At 42.5% G+C, this 18,600-nt stretch carries 20 protein-coding genes; 6 read left to right on the top strand and 14 right to left on the bottom strand.

The features are described 5' to 3' along the window. Positions 1 to 76: 76 nt before the first annotated feature. The 4 genes from ACEQ1T_RS02030 to ACEQ1T_RS02015 form a co-directional block, all read right to left on the bottom strand. A complete protein-coding gene (locus ACEQ1T_RS02030; RefSeq protein WP_206845392.1) occupies positions 77 to 1,012 on the bottom strand; it encodes a diacylglycerol kinase in 936 nt (311 codons plus the stop codon). Between the two features lie 257 nt (positions 1,013 to 1,269). Then, complete coding sequence (locus tag ACEQ1T_RS02025; protein ID WP_370221564.1) at positions 1,270 to 1,887, bottom strand: TetR/AcrR family transcriptional regulator; 618 nt, start codon at positions 1,885 to 1,887, stop codon at positions 1,270 to 1,272. Between the two features lie 66 nt (positions 1,888 to 1,953). Next, positions 1,954 to 2,211: a hypothetical protein gene (locus tag ACEQ1T_RS02020; RefSeq protein WP_206845398.1), complete on the bottom strand. Its 258-nt coding sequence runs from the start codon at positions 2,209 to 2,211 to the stop codon at positions 1,954 to 1,956. A 126-nt stretch (positions 2,212 to 2,337) separates the two neighbouring features. Beyond that, positions 2,338 to 2,697 carry a hypothetical protein gene (locus ACEQ1T_RS02015; RefSeq protein WP_206845423.1) on the bottom strand — a complete coding sequence of 120 codons (360 nt, stop codon included), beginning with the start codon at positions 2,695 to 2,697 and terminating at the stop codon, positions 2,338 to 2,340. 401 nt (positions 2,698 to 3,098) lie between these two features. On the opposite strand from ACEQ1T_RS02015, the gene plsY reads away from it, so the two are divergent. From plsY to ACEQ1T_RS02000, 3 genes are all read left to right on the top strand, one after another. Beyond that, positions 3,099 to 3,725 carry a glycerol-3-phosphate 1-O-acyltransferase PlsY gene (plsY, locus tag ACEQ1T_RS02010; protein ID WP_206845400.1) on the top strand — a complete coding sequence of 209 codons (627 nt, stop codon included), beginning with the start codon at positions 3,099 to 3,101 and terminating at the stop codon, positions 3,723 to 3,725. Positions 3,726 to 3,828: 103 nt separating this feature from the next. Then, the gene (locus ACEQ1T_RS02005) at positions 3,829 to 4,488 is read left to right on the top strand and encodes a DUF421 domain-containing protein (RefSeq protein ID WP_206845402.1); all 660 of its coding nucleotides are present in this window, start codon (positions 3,829 to 3,831) and stop codon (positions 4,486 to 4,488) included. 108 nt (positions 4,489 to 4,596) lie between these two features. Beyond that, positions 4,597 to 5,622: an STAS domain-containing protein gene (locus ACEQ1T_RS02000; RefSeq protein WP_370221563.1), complete on the top strand. Its 1,026-nt coding sequence runs from the start codon at positions 4,597 to 4,599 to the stop codon at positions 5,620 to 5,622. 204 nt (positions 5,623 to 5,826) lie between these two features. Here the strand turns inward: ACEQ1T_RS02000 and ACEQ1T_RS01995 are convergent, their stop codons facing one another. Next, positions 5,827 to 6,579 (bottom strand): metallophosphoesterase, encoded by a 753-nt coding sequence (locus ACEQ1T_RS01995; RefSeq protein WP_370221562.1) that lies wholly within the window; start codon positions 6,577 to 6,579, stop codon positions 5,827 to 5,829. Between the two features lie 168 nt (positions 6,580 to 6,747). Between ACEQ1T_RS01995 and ACEQ1T_RS01990 the strand changes: the two genes are divergently transcribed. Next, positions 6,748 to 7,680 (top strand): manganese-dependent inorganic pyrophosphatase, encoded by a 933-nt coding sequence (locus ACEQ1T_RS01990; RefSeq protein ID WP_370221561.1) that lies wholly within the window; start codon positions 6,748 to 6,750, stop codon positions 7,678 to 7,680. A gap of 32 nt (positions 7,681 to 7,712) precedes the next feature. On the opposite strand, the gene ACEQ1T_RS01985 is transcribed toward ACEQ1T_RS01990, so the two are convergent. The 5 genes from ACEQ1T_RS01985 to gatC all read right to left on the bottom strand — a co-directional run bounded on the left by ACEQ1T_RS01985 (position 7,713) and on the right by gatC (position 12,726). Next, positions 7,713 to 8,780: an NAD(P)H-dependent flavin oxidoreductase gene (locus tag ACEQ1T_RS01985; protein ID WP_370221560.1), complete on the bottom strand. Its 1,068-nt coding sequence runs from the start codon at positions 8,778 to 8,780 to the stop codon at positions 7,713 to 7,715. Positions 8,781 to 8,799: 19 nt separating this feature from the next. Continuing rightward, positions 8,800 to 9,360, bottom strand: a complete 561-nt coding sequence (locus tag ACEQ1T_RS01980) for a thioredoxin family protein (protein WP_206845407.1) — start codon at positions 9,358 to 9,360, stop codon at positions 8,800 to 8,802. A gap of 164 nt (positions 9,361 to 9,524) precedes the next feature. Then, complete coding sequence (gene gatB, locus ACEQ1T_RS01975; RefSeq protein WP_370221559.1) at positions 9,525 to 10,952, bottom strand: Asp-tRNA(Asn)/Glu-tRNA(Gln) amidotransferase subunit GatB; 1,428 nt, start codon at positions 10,950 to 10,952, stop codon at positions 9,525 to 9,527. Positions 10,953 to 10,964: 12 nt separating this feature from the next. Next, complete coding sequence (gene gatA / locus ACEQ1T_RS01970; protein ID WP_206845425.1) at positions 10,965 to 12,422, bottom strand: Asp-tRNA(Asn)/Glu-tRNA(Gln) amidotransferase subunit GatA; 1,458 nt, start codon at positions 12,420 to 12,422, stop codon at positions 10,965 to 10,967. 13 nt (positions 12,423 to 12,435) lie between these two features. Further along, positions 12,436 to 12,726, bottom strand: coding sequence for an Asp-tRNA(Asn)/Glu-tRNA(Gln) amidotransferase subunit GatC (gene gatC, locus ACEQ1T_RS01965; RefSeq protein ID WP_009335962.1), 291 nt, complete (start codon positions 12,724 to 12,726; stop codon positions 12,436 to 12,438). Between the two features lie 220 nt (positions 12,727 to 12,946). Here gatC and ACEQ1T_RS01960 point away from each other — a divergent pair, with 220 nt between their 5' ends. Continuing rightward, positions 12,947 to 13,303 carry a cupin gene (locus ACEQ1T_RS01960; protein WP_370221558.1) on the top strand — a complete coding sequence of 119 codons (357 nt, stop codon included), beginning with the start codon at positions 12,947 to 12,949 and terminating at the stop codon, positions 13,301 to 13,303. 177 nt (positions 13,304 to 13,480) lie between these two features. Here ACEQ1T_RS01960 and ACEQ1T_RS01955 read toward each other — a convergent pair whose 3' ends face one another. Both ACEQ1T_RS01955 and aceA read right to left on the bottom strand, forming a co-directional pair. Beyond that, positions 13,481 to 13,915 carry a YueI family protein gene (locus tag ACEQ1T_RS01955; protein WP_370221557.1) on the bottom strand — a complete coding sequence of 145 codons (435 nt, stop codon included), beginning with the start codon at positions 13,913 to 13,915 and terminating at the stop codon, positions 13,481 to 13,483. A 208-nt stretch (positions 13,916 to 14,123) separates the two neighbouring features. Next, a complete protein-coding gene (aceA, locus tag ACEQ1T_RS01950; protein ID WP_206845417.1) occupies positions 14,124 to 15,413 on the bottom strand; it encodes an isocitrate lyase in 1,290 nt (429 codons plus the stop codon). A gap of 635 nt (positions 15,414 to 16,048) precedes the next feature. Here aceA and putP point away from each other — a divergent pair. Next, positions 16,049 to 17,518 (top strand): sodium/proline symporter PutP, encoded by a 1,470-nt coding sequence (putP, locus tag ACEQ1T_RS01945; RefSeq protein ID WP_370221555.1) that lies wholly within the window; start codon positions 16,049 to 16,051, stop codon positions 17,516 to 17,518. Between the two features lie 126 nt (positions 17,519 to 17,644). Here putP and ACEQ1T_RS01940 read toward each other — a convergent pair whose 3' ends face one another. Further along, entirely contained in the window at positions 17,645 to 18,196 is a 552-nt protein-coding gene (locus ACEQ1T_RS01940) for a cysteine hydrolase family protein (RefSeq protein WP_370221554.1), read from the bottom strand. A gap of 113 nt (positions 18,197 to 18,309) precedes the next feature. Then, positions 18,310 to 18,600 (bottom strand): aldehyde dehydrogenase family protein (locus tag ACEQ1T_RS01935; RefSeq protein WP_370221552.1); only part of this gene is annotated, 291 nt, incomplete at its 5' end.

Below are 18,600 nucleotides of genomic sequence, written 5' to 3'. Positions count from 1 at the left end.
TTTCTATTTGCAACGATCACAACTTCATGTGTTTTTGCAAAATAAAAGCCCGCCCTGTTATAGAGCGGACTTCCTATTATTCGTGGGAACTTTCCCAATCGGTCGGGCGGTCTTCTTCACGAATCTGGTCAATCGGGACAAACACTTCCAAATGCCTGTACAGGTTTACGAATTCAGCAGGAAGCAGCCCGCCAAATTCACCGTCAAGATTGAGCTGGACTTTCTCTTTGGATTGTACTTTAATGCGGTTTGCCTGCGTATAGATAACGTTCGGATCTTTTACATGCTCGCCCCGGACAGCCATTGTCGCGATCCGGATAAAATCAGCAAGATTAGTTTTCTTTAATATCAGCAGGGAAAACAGCCCGTCATTTATACAGGAATCCGGCGCCAGCTTTTCAAACCCGCCGACTGAATTTGTCAGACCGACAAGAAAAAGCATAGCTTCACCTTCAAAGATTTTTCCGTCAAACTCGATGCTTACTTCGGTTGAACGGAAGGAAGGCAGCATTTCAATTCCCTTAAGGTAATAGGCAAGCTGGCCAATCATGGTTTTAAGCTTGCTTGGCACCTCGTAAGTCAGCTCTGTCAGCCTTCCGCCCCCAGCAATATTAATAAAATATTTTTCATTTATACGGCCAATATCGACAGGAATGGTATCTCCTTTTACAATGATTTCAGCAGCCGCTTCCACATCTCTTGGGATATGGAGAGCACGTGCAAAATCATTGGTTGTGCCCGTTGGGATAATGCCGAGGCGCGGACGGTAATCCTGTTCAGCGAGTCCGTTTACAACCTCGTTAATCGTACCGTCGCCGCCTGCAGCAATGACTAAGTCGAAGCGCCGCTCAACAGCTGCCCTTGCAGCTTTAATCGCATCCCCTTCACCTGTGGTGGCATGGCATGAGGTTTCATATCCTGCGCTCTCCAGCTTTTGCAAAACCTCTGCTAAATGTCTTTTAAAAATTTCCCGGCCTGAAGTCGGATTATAAATAATTCTTGCTCTTTTCATAGCCCATCATCCTATTATTGAAATATCTAAACTTAATCCGTATATATCATTCCATCTTTTTACATCATAGCGAATAGTCCACGGCTTAGCAATTATTCACTTCCATCCGTTTCTATTCTATTCACTTCCCGCTATTTTCACAAGTGGTCAGATGCACAAATGAATTATACCCTCATTAGGCAAAAAAGTATCGTAATTAAGTGATATTTCTTTGATAGGTAATCTAACATCAGCATTAAGCAGGATGCAGTTGAGCATTATTCCTGTTTCAGGTCCTGGAACACAAGGCTCTTAACATAGGTAATAATGGTTTTATATGGATATTCTTCATTAATTACCCCATGAAGCATTGCCCCGTCCATAAAAGTCCAGAATAACCCCGCTACATGGTTTGGATCTGCATCCGGCCGGAATTCCCCGGCAGTCTGTCCTTCTTCCATAATATCTGTTATCAATTTTAAAAAGAACTTCTTTCCCCGCTCGTTCAGAATTCGATTCAAGTTCTCATCTCTGGAGGAATGCAGCGTAAATTCCAGCTGTACAGTAATTCTATCTTTTCGTTCCTGGCTGAATGGGCTCATATCCCTATACAAATCAAAAAGATATTCCAGTTTCTTTTCCGCCGAAGAGAACATGGATATTCTCTCTGCAAGTCTTGCATTAGCTGATTCTGTCTGCTCATTCAAAAGCTCCAGATAGATTTCTTCCTTGCTTTTAAAATAATTATAGATGGCGCCCTTGCTGATTCCTGAATTAGCGACAATGTCATCAATGGTCGCTGCCTGAAATCCCTTTTTGGCAAAACAGGCCAGTGCGCCCGCCAGGATCTCTTTCTTTTTCTTCCGTTTATATTCCTCTGATACGATAGGCGACAAGTCTGTCCCTCCATTGTATTTGGTTTTTTCTCTGAGAAAATTCCAGTTATTCCTGCGTATTTAATGTCAGCAGCACTTTTGGCTGATGTCACTTCTTTTCAGTATTTCTTCTATATACAGGCTGGCATGTTCACTCGTGATTTCAGTATTTTCCTCCGCCAATCCCGCCATTACCAAGTCTTCTTTTACTTTTGCGAGAAATAAATCTCTGATAGCTGCTGAACGGCACGGCTGCATTTGCGCTGCCAAGTCCCAGATCCATTGCTCAAGATGGATGCTCTTGCTCTTTTTTTGCATTTCCCGCGGAACCTGCCTTCTTCCCATATTTCTCACTCCCCAGGGCATATTCTTATCTTATAAAATAAACTGATTAGTCTTTTTATTGTAATTATTTTTAAATGAATTTTCAAACTTTTTGTACTAAAAAAACTCCTAACTGTCCGTTAAGAGTTAATCCTGATCTATTTGGTTTTTATCCCGGTACATAGTTACTAATCCCCCAACCAGCATAAAGCAGGCAAATGCAATGGGAAACCAGCGCTCAAACCAGGATTCTTTATTGGGAAGTTCTTTGTGTTCCTTGACAGCTTCTTCCGGAATTCCTCCTGAAATTTGAGCCATAACAAGATTGGTAAACTCATCTTCTTCCGGCATTTCCGGGAAGGAATCCTCCTCCTCGTCCATTGCTTCGAGGTATACTTCCAGACATTGATCACATATATAGAGATGATCTTCATAGAGTTCACGCTCTGGTTCTGACAGCTCATTTTTCACATATTTCCGCCATTCTTCCCTTGAAAAGTGCTCCATGAAAATCATCTCCTTCCAATGTTCCTGACAGCAGAGTGTTCTGGACATGAATATCCTGCTGGGTATTTTGCTGATCAAATATACCCTGGAATATATCAGCTTCCCTTATATCTATTCGGATTACATTCTTTCTTTTTGAGTGCCGAAACAATCATAATCGAGAGAATCGAATAATTCAATACTTTTTTTTATAAAAAAATCTCCCCAAAAAGCTTTTATTTCCATATTTTTTCATCTCTTAATATTAAAATAATGATTAATTTCCCGCTTCGAACAAAACCATTATATGGTAAACTGTAAACGATGACTACGTAAAGAGGAGGGCAGTGAAAATATTTTTTAATAATGGACAACTCTAAACCATTATTGAATATATTGATGAAAAAGGATGGATACGAACGATGACATTTCTTATTTACTTGGCAGCGTACCTGATAGGATCAATTCCTACAGCCTTATTGATCGGCAAATATGCCTTTGGGATCGACATCCGTGATCATGGCAGCAATAATCCTGGTGCGACTAATACACTAAGGGTACTTGGCAAAAAAGCAGCTATCGTAGTTCTGCTGGTGGATGTGGGCAAGGGAGCAGCTGCTGCAGCAATGCCTGTCATCCTGAACGCTGAGCCCGATCCGTTAATGGCCGGGATGGTTGCAGTAGCCGGCCACTGCTTCCCGATCTTTGCAGGATTCCGCGGAGGAAAAGCCATCGCAACCACAGCTGGAGTATTGCTTGCAGCAAATATTTGGATGTTTTTAATCGCCTACATTTCTTTTGTCGCAGTCATTTACGCAACGAAGTATGTATTTTTCGGCTCTTTATCGGTGGGGGCATCTTTACTGATCTATTCCTTATTTACCGAAGGCACTGAACATGAACTTATCTTTTCTATTTTCCTATTATTTTTGATTTTCCTTCACCGTTCGAACATTAATAACTTCATTGATAAAAATGAGCCTAAAATCAATGATAAGCGCTTGAAGGATGACCGCATCCCTCCAAGAGATCATAAAAAACGAGCATAATTGAAGCCCGAATGCTGAATCCGGGCTTTTTTATTATTTTTCACATGAAACCCGCTCATTAAGCAAATCCTTTGAATAAAAGTGCAGTCAAAGGAGCTTGCATATGTTCTTGATCTTAAAAATATTAAGTCTTTACTTAATCACAATCATGATTATGAGACTGATGGGCAAATCGACAATTATCCAGATGACTCCTTATGACCTTGTCGCCATCATTATTGTTGGCACAGTTGCCTCTGAGCCTCTCATTAGCACTGAATTCTGGCCGACATTAGCAGCATTGGCCATTCTTGTAGGCCTTCATATTCTCTTCTCTTATTTGACTTTAAACCAAATTGGCAACCGATTTTTTCTTGGGGAACCGACGATGCTGATTAAAAATGGGGAAATTTTAGAAGATAATCTGGAAAAATCTCACTTATCCATGACTCAGCTGCTGTCTATCTTAAGAAGCAAAGGCTATCCCAAAATTGCAGATGTGGATTACGCCATTCTTGAGCCTATCGGTGAAGTGAGCATCATACCTAAAGTGGCCAATACGCCCGTAACAGTCGAACATTTAAACATCTCCATACAGGATGAGGGTCTTCCTATTGCGGTTATTGTGGATGGCAGGATTCAGGCGCGTAATCTCGAGCTGCTGGGACAGACTAAAGATTGGCTTTTAGAGCAGCTGCGGCAAAACAATTTAAATGAGAAGGAGATAATGTACGCTTATGTAAATGAAAAGTCGAAAAAATTGAATATAAACAGACGCAGATAATTTTCTGGAATAGGTTTATGGTTTGAAGTTGAGGGTATATAACATTGGTTACATACGAGACAAATAAAGATAACTTAACTAGACATATCAATATCAGGGGGTAATGGTATGACAGAAGAAAGCCTGGTGCTTGAAACAAAAATTGATGGGTTTGATTTTAATTGGGACCTGGAAAAAGGTCTGTTTAATTTTGAAGGTGATGATGCGGTCCTATTTTGGATAAAATCCGCCATGAGAAGCTTCTTCGATACAATTGAAGAGATTTCAGGAAAAGAAACTTCCAGCCTTGTACTTGAGACCACCGGCTTCAGGCAGGGAATGGTGGTAGGAAAGTTCTTCAAAGATTTAAATCTTCCCATAGATGAAGTGGCTAATATCCTACCCAGAATATATGCTTCTGCCGGCTGGGGAAAATTCATCATCACTGATTTAGATCCCGCTGCGAAAACCGCCAGGGTCAGAGCAATTGACAGCTGGGAATACAAGATTAACAAAGAACAAGAAAAAAATGAGTCTGGAACATTTCTGCCGGGACACTTTGCAGGAATATTTTCTGCTTTGTTCGGAACCAGCCTCTGGTATAAAAAATCGGCTGATCAATTGGCAGGGCATGATTACACCGAGCTTGATTATTTCCCCTCAACCGTTACTGTTGAGGAAAATATACACGCTTTGGCGAGGCGCGAAGAATCAAAAAAAATCACCGAGCTTGAAAAATTAGTGGAAGAACGGACGATTGAATTAAAGCAGCTTGTTAAAGAAATCTCTTCACCGGTTATCCCTGTCCTGGATGGAATCGTTGTTGTCCCTTTATTGGGAAGATACGATGAATTCCGCTCTGAAGAACTCGTGGATAAAACTCTCCACAGCCTGCCGAAGCACCAGGCAGATTGCCTAATCCTGGACTTAACCGGGCTGAATCAATCCATCAGTGCCTATACTGTGGAATTTTTAAGCAAATTGGCAGCAGCAGCTAACCTGATTGGCACCGAAACCATTTTGGTTGGCATTTCACCAGAACTTGGCACAAAGATTACAGAAACTAATTTCAATCTTTCTAAATTTAACTGCTTCACGAACCTGCAGCACGGCATTTATTATGCTTTGTCCAAAAAAGGCAGGAAAATCTTTTAATAACGGAAATAGCTGACTTCGCATTGGGCGGGAAGTCAGCTTTTTTTAGTTAAATGTGAAAAAAACAGACTGTAGCAGTAATTTATATGGGAATAAACAGGATATATGTGCAGATAAAAATTTTTATGTGCGCTTGGTTTTGTTTTATGTGCATATAATTTTATTTATGTGCGTACAGGCTATTTTAGTCTTTCTAATCTGTGATTATACCTTCTTAGGCGCGCCCCTATATTTCGCTTCACGCAGCTCGAGCGCGTAGGCTTCAAGATTCGGCATTCCCATTTCTTTGGCAATGCTGATTTCTTTTTCAATATCATAAGGGACACGGACGATCTCGATGGAAAACGGAGCAGGTTCTTTGGATTCGTATTCCCCATGCAAAACGGCATAGGTTGCCTGAGGAATATCCAGTGAATTCCCAACGCTTCCTGCATTGAATAGCGTCCTTTGCGGATGAACCGGTTCAATCAAAGCTGCATGAATATCCCCGTAACCAACAACATCCGGAATTAGTCCCTTCTCTCCGGCAATAATATTTTCTGTATTCTCAAACATAGCAAGCTTTTCTTCATAAGAATCCCGCATTGGCACAACCCGATGATAAATGCTTTTGGCGGAAGCATGGTAGAGCCTGCAATATTTGCCGCTCATATAAAAATCATGATGAAACGGCAGTGTTCCTAAATAGGCTAACCCCTCTTCCCCCAGCTGTTTCTGATGCCATTGACCTTCTTCAAAGTCCAGCGGCTTCTGCATGAAGTCATCCCAGTTTCCAAGTAGGACTACTTCACAGGTTTCTTTTATCCGTTCAACTGCTTTACGGGAGTTGGGCCCTTTTCCTATTAAATCACCCAGGCAAAAAATAATCTCTATACCTCGTTCGCGGATATTGTCCAGCACAGCCTCCAGAGCTGTGATATTTCCATGAATATCAGAAATTATGGCTACTTTCCCCATGTAAATCTCCTCCTTACTATCCTTAATTTATTTCTCCAAATCATCCAAGCATCCTCTAACAATTGGATAAAACAAAATTTGATTTTTCCCTGTACCGCCATTACATTAGAAATATGGTAAAATAACAGCATGCCAAAACCAACATTACATATAGAAGGAGTAGGATTTATGTCAAAAGTATTTGTATTTGGACACAAAAACCCAGACACTGACTCAATCTGTTCAGCACTTGCTTATGCAGAATTAAAAAACAAATTAGGCGTTGATGCAGAGCCAATCCGTCTGGGCCAGGTAAATGAGGAAACACAATATGCTTTAAATTATTTTAAAGCTGAAGCTCCCCGTCTTGTTGAGTCAGTATCCAAAGAAGCAAGCGAAGTGATTCTTGTGGACCACAACGAATTCCAGCAAAGCGCTGATGATATCAGAGATGTAAAAATCCTTGAGGTTATAGACCATCACCGCATAGCGAACTTTGAAACAAGCGATCCGCTATACTACCGCGCAGAGCCTGTTGGCTGCACAACAACTATTCTGAACAAATTGTACAAGGAAAACGGAGTAGAAATCAGCAAGGAAACAGCTGGCTTAATGCTTTCGGCCATCATTTCCGATTCTTTGCTGTTCAAATCTCCAACATGCACAGATCAGGACGTTGCAGCAGCACGCGAGCTTGCTGAAATCGCGGGAGTAAATGCTGAAGAGTATGGTCTGGAAATGCTTAAAGCAGGAGCAGACTTAAGCAAGAAGAGCGTGAAAGAGCTAATCTCCCTTGACGCAAAGGAATTCCAAATGGGAAGCTATAAAACAGAAATCGCTCAGGTTAATGCTGTGGACCTAAATGACGTATTAAGCCTCCAGGAAGAATTGGAAGCTGTCATTACTGAAAACATCAAAAACAAAGAGCTTGATCTTTTTGTTTTTGTTTTAACTGACATCCTTAACAACGACTCAGTTGCCATCTCTCTTGGCAAAGAAGCTGCAGCAGTTGAAAAAGCTTATGATGTAACACTTGAAAACAACAGTGCCGTATTAAAGGGCGTTGTTTCACGCAAAAAGCAAATCGTACCGCCTCTTACAAACGTATTGGCTGGCAAATAAGACAGAAGCAGTGCCGCACCTGGCACTGCTTTTTACTTATCCAATAAAGTTTCTGTCCCCTTAACAAGTTTTATCATTAGTCCCTTCACTGTTACTTCTTCAGCCAGCCTCACTCCCTGTCCGGCCCATAATGACATAAACTCCGGCTTCTCCATTTTGGCTGCCTGTTTTCGGATTGGAGCTGTCATATCATTCTGCAATGGATAAGGCAATGTCTGCAGACCATTCATCTCTTCCATGAACCTGTTACGAATCCCTCTTGCAAGCTTTCCGGAAAATGCTTTCGTTACAGCTGTCTGATCTTCCCTTGCATTTAATAATGCCTGTTTGTACAGTGAGTGAGCCCCGCTTTCCCTGCATGTAAGAAAAGCTGTTCCCAGCTGGGCTCCTGCTGCGCCAAGCATCATAGCAGCCGCAATACCGCGGGAATCCATTATTCCCCCTGCAGCAGCTACAGGACAGCTGACCGCATCTGCCGCCTGTGGTATTAGAGCCATGGAACCGATAAGCCCGCTTTCTTCGCTGCCGAAAGTTCCACGGTGCCCCCCGGCTTCGACCCCCTGAGCAATAATCACATCTGCACCAGCCTCTTCCCATTCCACTGCTTCTTTTACATTGGTTGCGGTTCCAATAATAATCGTACCTTGTTTTTTTAATTCAGAAATAATGGCAGATTCAGGAATACCAAATGTAAAGCTGCAAACAGGCACCTGTTCCTCCATCAAAACATCAAGCTGTTTTCTGTATAAAGCAGCATAATCCTTTTCTGGCAGAGAAGGTTTTTCCTTCATGCCAAGCTCACTGCTGTATCTGGCAAGTACATCCTCCATACTGCTGATTTCCTCTGCATCCGCCGAAGCCTCACGATCCGGAACAAAGAGATTAATGCCAAATGGCTTATCTGTCAGCTTCCGAATCCGTTTTATATCGCTCCTTATTTCATCTGAACTCATATAGCCTGCGCCCATATTTCCAAGTCCCCCGCAATTGGATACCTCGCTGATTAATTCCGGCGTTGTCATCCCTCCGGCCATGGGAGCCTGGAAAATAGGGTATTTTATATCCAGCATCGCTGTTATGGAATTCTGGTTCCAGCCCATTTAAAACATCCTTCCGCCTTTATTTCCCCGAAACAATAGCATCTACTATACTATCAGCAACAAAATGCCAGATCTTAGAATCCTCCTGATAGGAAGCAGTTAGTCTCCTGTACATGCTCATTTGTTTGTCCTTAAAGTCTTCCGCATTCTGTGCGGGGAGCTTACTTCTTCCATCATCAACCATTTCCTGAACCTGTTTGGCACGAGGTCCCCAAACAGCTTTTTCCTTCCCCTCTTTATCTATAAAAATATAAATGGGTATTGCTCTGGATGTTCCGTTAGTCAAATATTGATCCATCAGCTCAAGATTCTGATCCCTTAAAATAAAACGGACTTCCATCCCTGCTTCCTCTGCGATTTTCAGCAGAATCGGATTATTCAGCATCGCATCTCCGCACCAATCTTCAGTGAGTACAATCACTTTCATGCCAGTGTCCTTAAATTCTGCCAATCTTGCTTTCTCTTTATCTGATAAAGAGAAACGATCGTAAATGCCCATCATTTCATCTTTATTTACTTTCATTTCCCCTATGTAATCTTGCAGACTTAGTCCCTTCGCAAACCAATCCATTAATTTCATGCAACCCGCTCCTTTTTTCGATTCCTGTATAGTTTCTATTCTTTATCATCAGCTTTCATTCCTGCATTTGCTGTAACACTTTGTAAAACCAGATCTTTTCCTGGGAAATAGACCTTAAATTTGTCGAATATAGAAAAAGCTGATGGGGTCCCATCAGCTTCCTTTTATCTCTTTTTAATTTCTTCTTGCAATAATTTGTTAACAAGCGGCGGGTTGGCCTGTCCTTTTGTGGCTTTCATGATCTGGCCGACAAGGAAGCCGATCGCTTTTTGTTTTCCATTTTTGAAATCATCGATCGATTGCGGATTCGCATCAAGCGTTTCTCCGATAATCTTAAGAAGTGCACCTTCGTCCGAAATCTGAACCAGGCCTTTTTCTTTTACGATTGTTTCTGGATCCCCGCCATTTTCAACCAGTTCTTTGAAGACTGTTTTAGCAATTTTGGAAGAGATCGTACCGTTTTCAATCAGTTTAATCACGCCGGCAAGTCCCTCTGGTGTCAGAGCTATATCTGTCAGCTCTTTTTGTTCAGCATTCAAGTAAGCTGACAGTTCACCCATTACCCAGTTGGAAGCCTGTTTGGCGTCTGCTCCTTTATTGACAGCTGCTTCAAAGAAATCAGAAGTTTCCTTTGTGACTGTCAGGACAGCTGCATCATAAGCCGGCAGCCCAAGTTCTTCAATATAGCGGTTCTTTCTTTGGTCCGGAAGCTCAGGAATTTCAGCACGAATTCGCTGTTTCCACTCCTCATCAATATGGATATCAAGCAAATCAGGCTCAGGGAAATAACGATAATCATCAGAACCTTCTTTTACCCTCATTAGTATGGTTTTATTGGTTGCTTCATCATAGCGCAATGTTTCCTGCTGGATTGTACCGCCTGAACTTAAAACCTCTTCCTGTCTCTTCTCCTCGTACTCCAGCCCTTTGCGGACAAAGTTAAAGGAGTTCAGGTTCTTAAGCTCTGTCTTTGTGCCAAATTCCTCCTGGCCGACAGGACGAAGGGAGATATTCGCATCACAGCGAAGTGAACCCTCTTCCATTTTACAGTCAGAAACGCCAGTATACTGGATGATGGACTTCAGCTTCTCCAAATATGCGTATGCTTCATTTGGCGTGCGGATATCCGGCTCAGAAACAATCTCGATCAGCGGTGTACCTTGGCGGTTATAGTCTACAAGAGAATATCCTTTAGCATGAGACAGTTTTCCTGCATCTTCTTCAAGATGGATCCGCGTAATGCCGATTTTTTTCTTATAGCCGTCGACTTCGATCTCAATCCACCCATGCTCACCTATTGGCTTATCGAATTGTGAAATCTGGTAGGCTTTTGGGTTATCCGGGTAAAAATAATTCTTCCGATCAAACTTTGTAACAGGTGCGATTTCACAATTCAGTGCCATCGCAGCCTTCATTCCGAATTCAACTGCCTTTTTATTAATGACAGGAAGAACTCCAGGGTAGCCGAGGTCGACGACCGTTGTATTGGAGTTGGGCTCTGCCCCAAAATGGTTTGGGCTTGCCGAGAATATTTTTGAATCTGTTTTTAGCTCAACATGTACTTCAAGTCCGATAACCGTTTCGTATTTCATGAATTTCCCCCCTCACAGTCCCGGTTTTTGCTTATGGAATTCTGTAGCCTGCTCAAAAGCATGCGCTACGCGGTAAACAGTGCTTTCATCAAAATGCTTTCCGATAATCTGAAGGCCAAGCGGCAATCCATCCGCGAATCCGCAAGGTACGCTGATTCCAGGCACCCCGGCAAGGTTTACTGGAATAGTCAGAATATCATTTGCGTACATAGTGAGCGGATCAGACGTATTTTCTCCAATCTTAAAGGCAGGAGTTGGTGCTGTCGGTCCAATAATGACATCAAATTTTTCAAAAACATTTTCAAAGTCTTGTTTAATCAGTGTACGCACCTTTTGTGCCTTTTTATAGTAGGCATCATAATAGCCTGAACTTAAGGCGAATGTTCCGAGCATTATGCGGCGCTTCACTTCATCACCGAAGCCTTCTGCACGGGTCTTTTTGTATAAATCGATTAAATTCTCAGGATCTGCTGTTCTATAGCCATAGCGTACGCCATCAAAGCGCGCCAGGTTCGCCGATGCCTCAGAGGAGGACAGCAGATAATACGTTGCCAGTGCATATTTCGAATGCGGCAGGGAAACTTCCTCCCATGTTGCCCCAAGTTTTTCTAACACTTTCAGGGCGTCCAGTACTGACTGGCGCACCTCTTCATTTACACCTTCAGCCAAATACTCTTTCGGTACGGCAATTCTTAGCCCCTTTACATCCCCAGTCAAGCTTTCCGCGTAGCTTGGGACCTCAACATTTGCTGAAGTAGAGTCCATGGGATCCACACCTGAAATTGCCTGAAGCAGGTAGGCGTTATCTTCAACGGTCCGTGTAATTGGCCCGATTTGATCCAGAGATGAGGCAAACGCGATCAGTCCGAACCTTGAAACTCTTCCATATGTAGGCTTTAACCCAACTACTCCGCAATAAGAAGCAGGTTGTCTGATTGAGCCGCCAGTGTCTGATCCAAGAGAAAATAAAACTTCACCGGCTGCAACAGAAGCAGCAGAACCGCCGGAAGATCCCCCGGGAACTCTTTCAAGATTCCATGGATTTCGGGTTACTTGAAAGCCTGAGTTTTCATTGGATGATCCCATTGCAAATTCATCCATATTCAGTTTACCGATTGTAATCGTTTCAGCATTATGTAATTTGGATGCAGCAGTCGCATCATAAATAGGATCAAAGTTTTCAAGAATTTTACTCGCACTGGTGGTGCGCAGCCCCTTCGTTACGATGTTATCCTTCACGCCGATTGGCATACCGAACAAAAGGCCTTTTGCCTCGTCTGTTCCAATTTTACCATCCATTCTTTTAGCTGCTTCACGAGCTCTTTCTTCATCAAACGTCAAGAAAGCCTGTACTTTATCTTCAACTTCACCGATTCGCTTGTACGATTCGCTGACAAGGTCGGTAACCGTGATTTCTTTCTTATGTAAAAGCTGATGAAGCTCCGATACCTTATGGTCAAATAAACTCACCATTTTCCCCTCCCTATTCAATAATAGACGGCACTTTTATATAGCCATCCTGATGTTCCGGCGCATTTTTCAGAACTTCTTCCTGTGGAAGCCCCTTATTCGCCTTATCTTCTCTCAATACATTCTTCATATCAAGAACATGGGATGTTGGTTCAACATGATCTGTATCAAGCTCATTCAGCAGCTCTGCAAATGAAATCATCTTGTCCAGCTGTTCGGTATAAGCAACAGCTTCTTCCTCAGTCATTGCAAGTCGCGCCAAGTGTGCAACATGCTTAACCTGATCTATTGAAATTCTCGACATTAATGCCACCTCCAAAAATTGAATACTGTCAATGCACAATTATTATGATCATACCAAACTTTCGCGCGTTAAAGCAATACGCGTACACCAGCTGGCATAGCAATCTTCTGCTTATTTTACCATGAGTTCAGCGAATTGTGTGTTTGCTTCTCTTTTTAGAGGATAAATGAAAAGCGACACCGAATAACTGGGGATGTAAATAAGGACAGGAGGTGCGATTATGGAATTTTTCCGATTTGATTTGGATGTCAGCAGGGAAATTGCCCAATTCAGCAGCCACAATGCCAGCATCACCCCGATTATCCGGAACAAAACAGCTACAGTTGGGTGTATCCACCTGAAAGATAATAGTGTTTTAGGCATGCATCCGGCAGCTTGTCCCCAGCTATTTCTCATCGTTGACGGGGAAGGATGGGTTAAAACTGCTGGCGGTAAACAAATTGCAGTCCAAAAAGGAACCGCTGTTTATTGGTCTGAAGGTGAGTATCATGAATCAGGCTCTTACCTTGGCATGACTGCAATTGTGGTTGAAGGTCCTGATTTGGATCCGCATCTGTACCTGAAGCCTTTGGAATAAGACAGCGGAACACCTGGCATCGGCCGGTATTTTTAAGATTTGGCCGGTAAATCCCGTATTTCGGCCGGTAATTTTTAAATTTGGCCCGTAAAATCTCCATTTCTTCCGTTAAAATGTAAATTGGGCCGGTATTGTGATGCTTTCCCTCTAAAAATAGAGCAGCGCTGCAGACGCTGCTCATTTTCGCTTGAATAGTTTGGCAAATAGGCCGCCCTTTTTTTCTTTTTTTGCTTCTGCTTTGACCGTTTTCCTCTCCACGAAAATTTCGGGTTTATCAATCGCATAGTCATAGGCTAGAACCAGCCCGATCTCTGAATTATGTTCTTTATTGGTGACGATTGTATATTCTACCTTATAGGCAGAAGCCAATTTTATATATTTTGATAAATAGGAGTAACTCATATTGCCATTCAGATAAAGATGAGCTTTGCTGTTGGCTTTAAGTGCCTCTTCCACCTGCGGATAGATTCCATCTTCCCTCATCTGCGGCTGCTTCAAGGCAATGACCACCCTCTCCCGAAGCGATCCAAGAAACTTGCGGCGCTCATCAGGCTTGGTCTGTTTTTGTCCATGAATTCCCTGTTGAAGATAATCATCTATATTTTCAGCCAATAGTACATCCTCCATCCATATATGTCCTCAATGCTTTCATTGTATTCAGTATTACGCCCTATTTCAAATTTTGCTTATATATTATGTATGTTTTTGCAGCATGTACTGTGCTTGCTTTCAAAGCAAAAAAATACCTCCCTTCAATGGAAGAGAGGTTCAAAATAGGAGAATATAATGGTAAAAAAATCAAGTTACATACGGGTAAAAATTAAGCTTCCTGCTTTTCAGTGAACTGTTCTTCCTCAGTGGATCCCTTTAAAGCAGTTGTCGAGGAAGTACCACCAGTAATAACCATGGAAACCTGGTCAAAATAGCCGGTGCCCACTTCACGCTGATGTCTTGTCGCGGTGTAGCCATGTGTTTCGCTGGCAAACTCGGCCTGCTGAAGTTCAGAGTACGCAGCCATTCCGCGGTCTTTATAGCCGCGAGCCAATTCAAACATGCTATGGTTTAGCGCATGGAATCCTGCCAAAGTAACAAACTGGAACTTGTAGCCCATTTTGCCGAGCTCAACCTGGAACTTTGCAATCGTTTCGTCATCGAGCTTTTTCTTCCAATTGAATGAAGGAGAGCAATTATACGCTAACAGCTTGCCAGGGAATTTCTCATGGATTGCTTCGGCAAAGCGTCTCGCTTCATCGAGATCCGGTTCAGATGTTTCACACCAGACCAGGTCTGCATAAGGCGCATATGCCAATCCCCGAGCGATCGCTTGGTCGAGCCCAGCCTTTGTACGGAAGAAACCTTCAGGTGTACGTTCCCCGGTAATGAAAGGTGCATCATAAGGGTCCACATCGCTGGTAATTAAATCTGCAGCATTGGCATCAGTCCGTGCGACAATGACAGTCGGCACGCCCATTACGTCTGCTGCCAATCTCGCAGAAATTAAATTCTTAACAGCAGTCTGGGTTGGCAGCAAAACCTTTCCGCCAAGGTGACCGCATTTCTTCTCAGAAGATAGCTGGTCCTCAAAGTGTACTCCGCCGGCACCCGATTCAATCATGCCTTTCATAAGTTCAAATACATTAAGCTGGCCGCCGAATCCTGCTTCCGCATCTGCCACAATCGGCGCGAACCAGTCAATGGAATGATCCCCCTCCATATGATGAATCTGGTCAGCTCGCTGAAGGGCCTGATTAATTCTTTTTACAACACTCGGAACACTGTTGGCCGGATATAGGCTTTGGTCCGGATACATATTTCCGGACAGGTTTGCATCTGCAGCAACCTGCCAGCCGCTTAAGTATATGGCCTTCAGCCCAGCCTTAACCTGCTGGACAGCCTGGTTTCCTGTTAACGCCCCTAATGCATTGACGAAATCTTCTTCATTCACAAGCTTCCACAGCTTCTCTGCACCACGGCGCGCCAATGTATGTTCAATATCAATCGACCCTCTTAATTTAATAACTTCCTCAGCCGTATACGGTCTTTCGACTCCATTCCAGCGTTCATCCATTTCCCAGCTTTCCTGTAACTGACGCACTCTTTCATCTGCCATTTGATTAAATCCTCCTTTTAATTTAGAAAATCATCATTTGAGCAAAATCTCAGTTGTATTCCAGTTCTGTATCATAACAGATATAAAATCATTAACTGTTATGACATAAATCTAAGTTGTTATAAAACAATTAAATATCTATGTTTTGTATTATATAACAGCAAATTCGTAATGGGAACCCCTTTTTAAAAAAATTTTCAAAATTTACCGCTAATTCTCAAATCTACCCAATAAAACTGCTCTTGCCGCCAACTTAATTTTATAAATTTAGATGAATAGATATGTTGATATATGTGATATAACAGCAAATTAATGCGAAATAACGTATTTTTATACATTTATAACTTGATAGGTTTTTAGATTTTTTGTCCCTCAACCTTTATTATGTTATGATAATAAACGTCTTTCCAAAGTGGACCATTCCCCAAACTGATTTTTCCACAAACACAAAACTGTATGTTACTGTATAAAAGGAACTTTTTCCACGTATGTATTAATGGGGACACTAATAGAGTAATGGAGGTGATCATATGGATTTCACTATGGCAACATGGCTTTGGCTTCTTATTCCTATGCCATTATTGATCATACTATCAGGCATCTCATATTTTGCTGAAAGGAGAGGATAAATAAGTATGGATATAAATATACCAACGTTAATTGCCATTATTGTTTATCTGGTCGGCATGCTGCTGATTGGCGTGCTTGCAGCCAGAATGACTAAAGACTTATCTGATTATGTTTTAGGCGGACGAGGGCTTGGAGCTGGGGTTGCAGCCTTAAGTGCAGGAGCTTCTGATATGAGCGGATGGTTAATGCTGGGATTGCCTGGAGCTGTTTACTTAGGCGGTATGGGTGAAATATGGCTTCCTATCGGTCTGGCAGTCGGTGCCTATCTGAATTGGCAGTTTGTTGCTAAGCCACTGCGTGTCTACACAGAAGTAGCAAACGATTCAATTACAGTTCCCGGGTATTTTGAAAACCGGTTCCATGATACTTCTAAATTGCTAAGGGTAGTTTCTGCAATCGTCATATTAGTCTTTTTCACTTTCTATACTTCTTCCAGCCTAGTCGGCGGTGCCATTCTATTAGAAAATTCATTCGGGATGGATTATACACTCGCGCTTTGGGTAGGAGCTGCTGTTATTTTGTCATACACATTATTTGGCGGCTTCCTGGCAGCCAGCTGGACAGACTTTATTCAAGGTATTTTAATGTTCTTAGCCTTGATTATCATCCCGATTACAGCGATTCAGGAGCTTGGCGGATGGAATGAAACATTAAATCAGATCAGCACAATCGATCCAACACATTTGGATGTTGCTTCAGGAGCCACTTTTGTTGGCGTTGTTTCCCTGCTGGCATGGGGGCTTGGCTACTTTGGGCAGCCGCATATCCTTGTTCGCTTTATGGGATTAAAATCAACAAACGACGTCCCAAAAGCCCGCTTGATCGGTATGACGTGGATGGTTCTATCGTTATTTGGAGCTCTGTTTGTAGGTTTTGCCGGTATCGCATATTTTGCGGATACACCTCTTGCCAATTCTGAAACAGTATTTATCATGTTTTCTCAAGTACTATTCAATCCATGGGTAGCTGGATTCTTATTAGCAGCCATTCTCTCAGCAATCATGAGCACAGTTGACTCTCAATTGCTCGTTTCTTCAAGTGCACTGGCACAGGATTTCTATAAATCCATCTTCAGAAGAAATGCTTCCAAAAAGGAAGAAATGATTGTTGGCAGAATTGCTGTACTGGGCATTGCCATTATTGCCATCTTCTTAGGGTATAACCCCGAAAGCAAGGTATTGGAACTTGTCAGTTATGCTTGGGCCGGATTTGGTGCAGCCTTTGGGCCAGTTATCATTCTGAGCCTGTTCTGGAAACGCATGACACGAAATGGCGCCCTTGCCGGTATTATTACTGGAGCTGTAACAGTAATTGTTTGGGCACAGCTTACCGGCGGACTGTTTGATTTGTATGAATTGGCGCCTGGCTTCCTATTTGCAGGTCTAGCGATCATCATCGTCAGCCTTATGGATAAGGCTCCTTCAAAAGAAGTTCAGGAGCAGTACAATCAATATAAGTCTGTCCTTAAAAATTAATTGCAGAAACCTTCTTCCTATGCGGAGAGGGTTTTTTGTATGTAAACCCGTTTCTCAAAAAAGTTGCAGCCTTCAGCTGGCAATCATTATTTTGCGTTGCCTGCTTAATTACAAAGCAGACAATCATTAAATTACTTCTGCTCCAAGCGTCTTTGCAAAGTGCCTTAAGGCCCACTCATGGCCGTCCTGGTCAAATGATGCAACAGCATCTTTATGAATCACTATTTTAAACCCTTTATTATAAGCATCGACTGCCGTATGTAGTACACAAATATCCGTACATACACCGACCAGGTGCACTTCCTCTACACTGCGTTCCCTTAGTTTTATCTCGAGATCGGTTCCTGCAAATGCGGAATATCTTGTTTTGTCCATGAAATACACATTTTCAGCTTCCTTGTTTGTTTCATAAATCTGCTGCAGTAAACCGTAAAGATTTCTTCCTTCCGTGTTCCTGATATTATGCGGCGGGAATAAATTCGTTTCTGGGTGATGGATGTCTCCTTCATCATGAACATCAATAGCAAAAACAGTGAAATGCCCATTTGCGATAAACACTTGTGTGAGCTCTGAGATTTTCTTTTCCAGCAGCTGTCCAGGCTTACCGCATGTCAGAGCACCGTCCTCAGCTACAAAGTCATTTGTGTAATCGATATTAATCAAGGCTTTGTTTGGCATTTTACATCACTCCAATCTAAAATCTATTTTCATCATATACTTCAAAGTGCTGAATATCCAATAAAAAAGGAACAGCAACCAAGTTGCTGTTCCCGACTCCAATCGGAGATTTATTAATACATTTCAGAAGTAGTCTTTGCCTGCATGTGCAGAAGAATGTAATCAGGCCCGCCCGCTTTGGAGTCTGTTCCTGACATGTTGAATCCACCGAATGGCTGGTATCCAACGATCGCTCCTGTACAGCCGCGGTTGAAGTATAAGTTCCCAACATGGAAATCTTCGCGCGCTTTTTGGATGTGCTCACGGTTCTGCGTGATCACAGCTCCTGTTAAGCCGTACTCCGTGTTGTTGGCGATTTCAAGCGCATGGTCGAAATCTTTTGCCTTTGTGAAGCCAACAACTGG

Source organism: Cytobacillus sp. (assembly GCF_964223445.1).
Lineage (GTDB): Bacteria > Bacillota > Bacilli > Bacillales > Cytobacillaceae > Cytobacillus.
The sequence above is the reverse complement of the archived record's forward strand: the minus strand, read 5'-3'. Positions and strand labels throughout refer to the sequence as shown.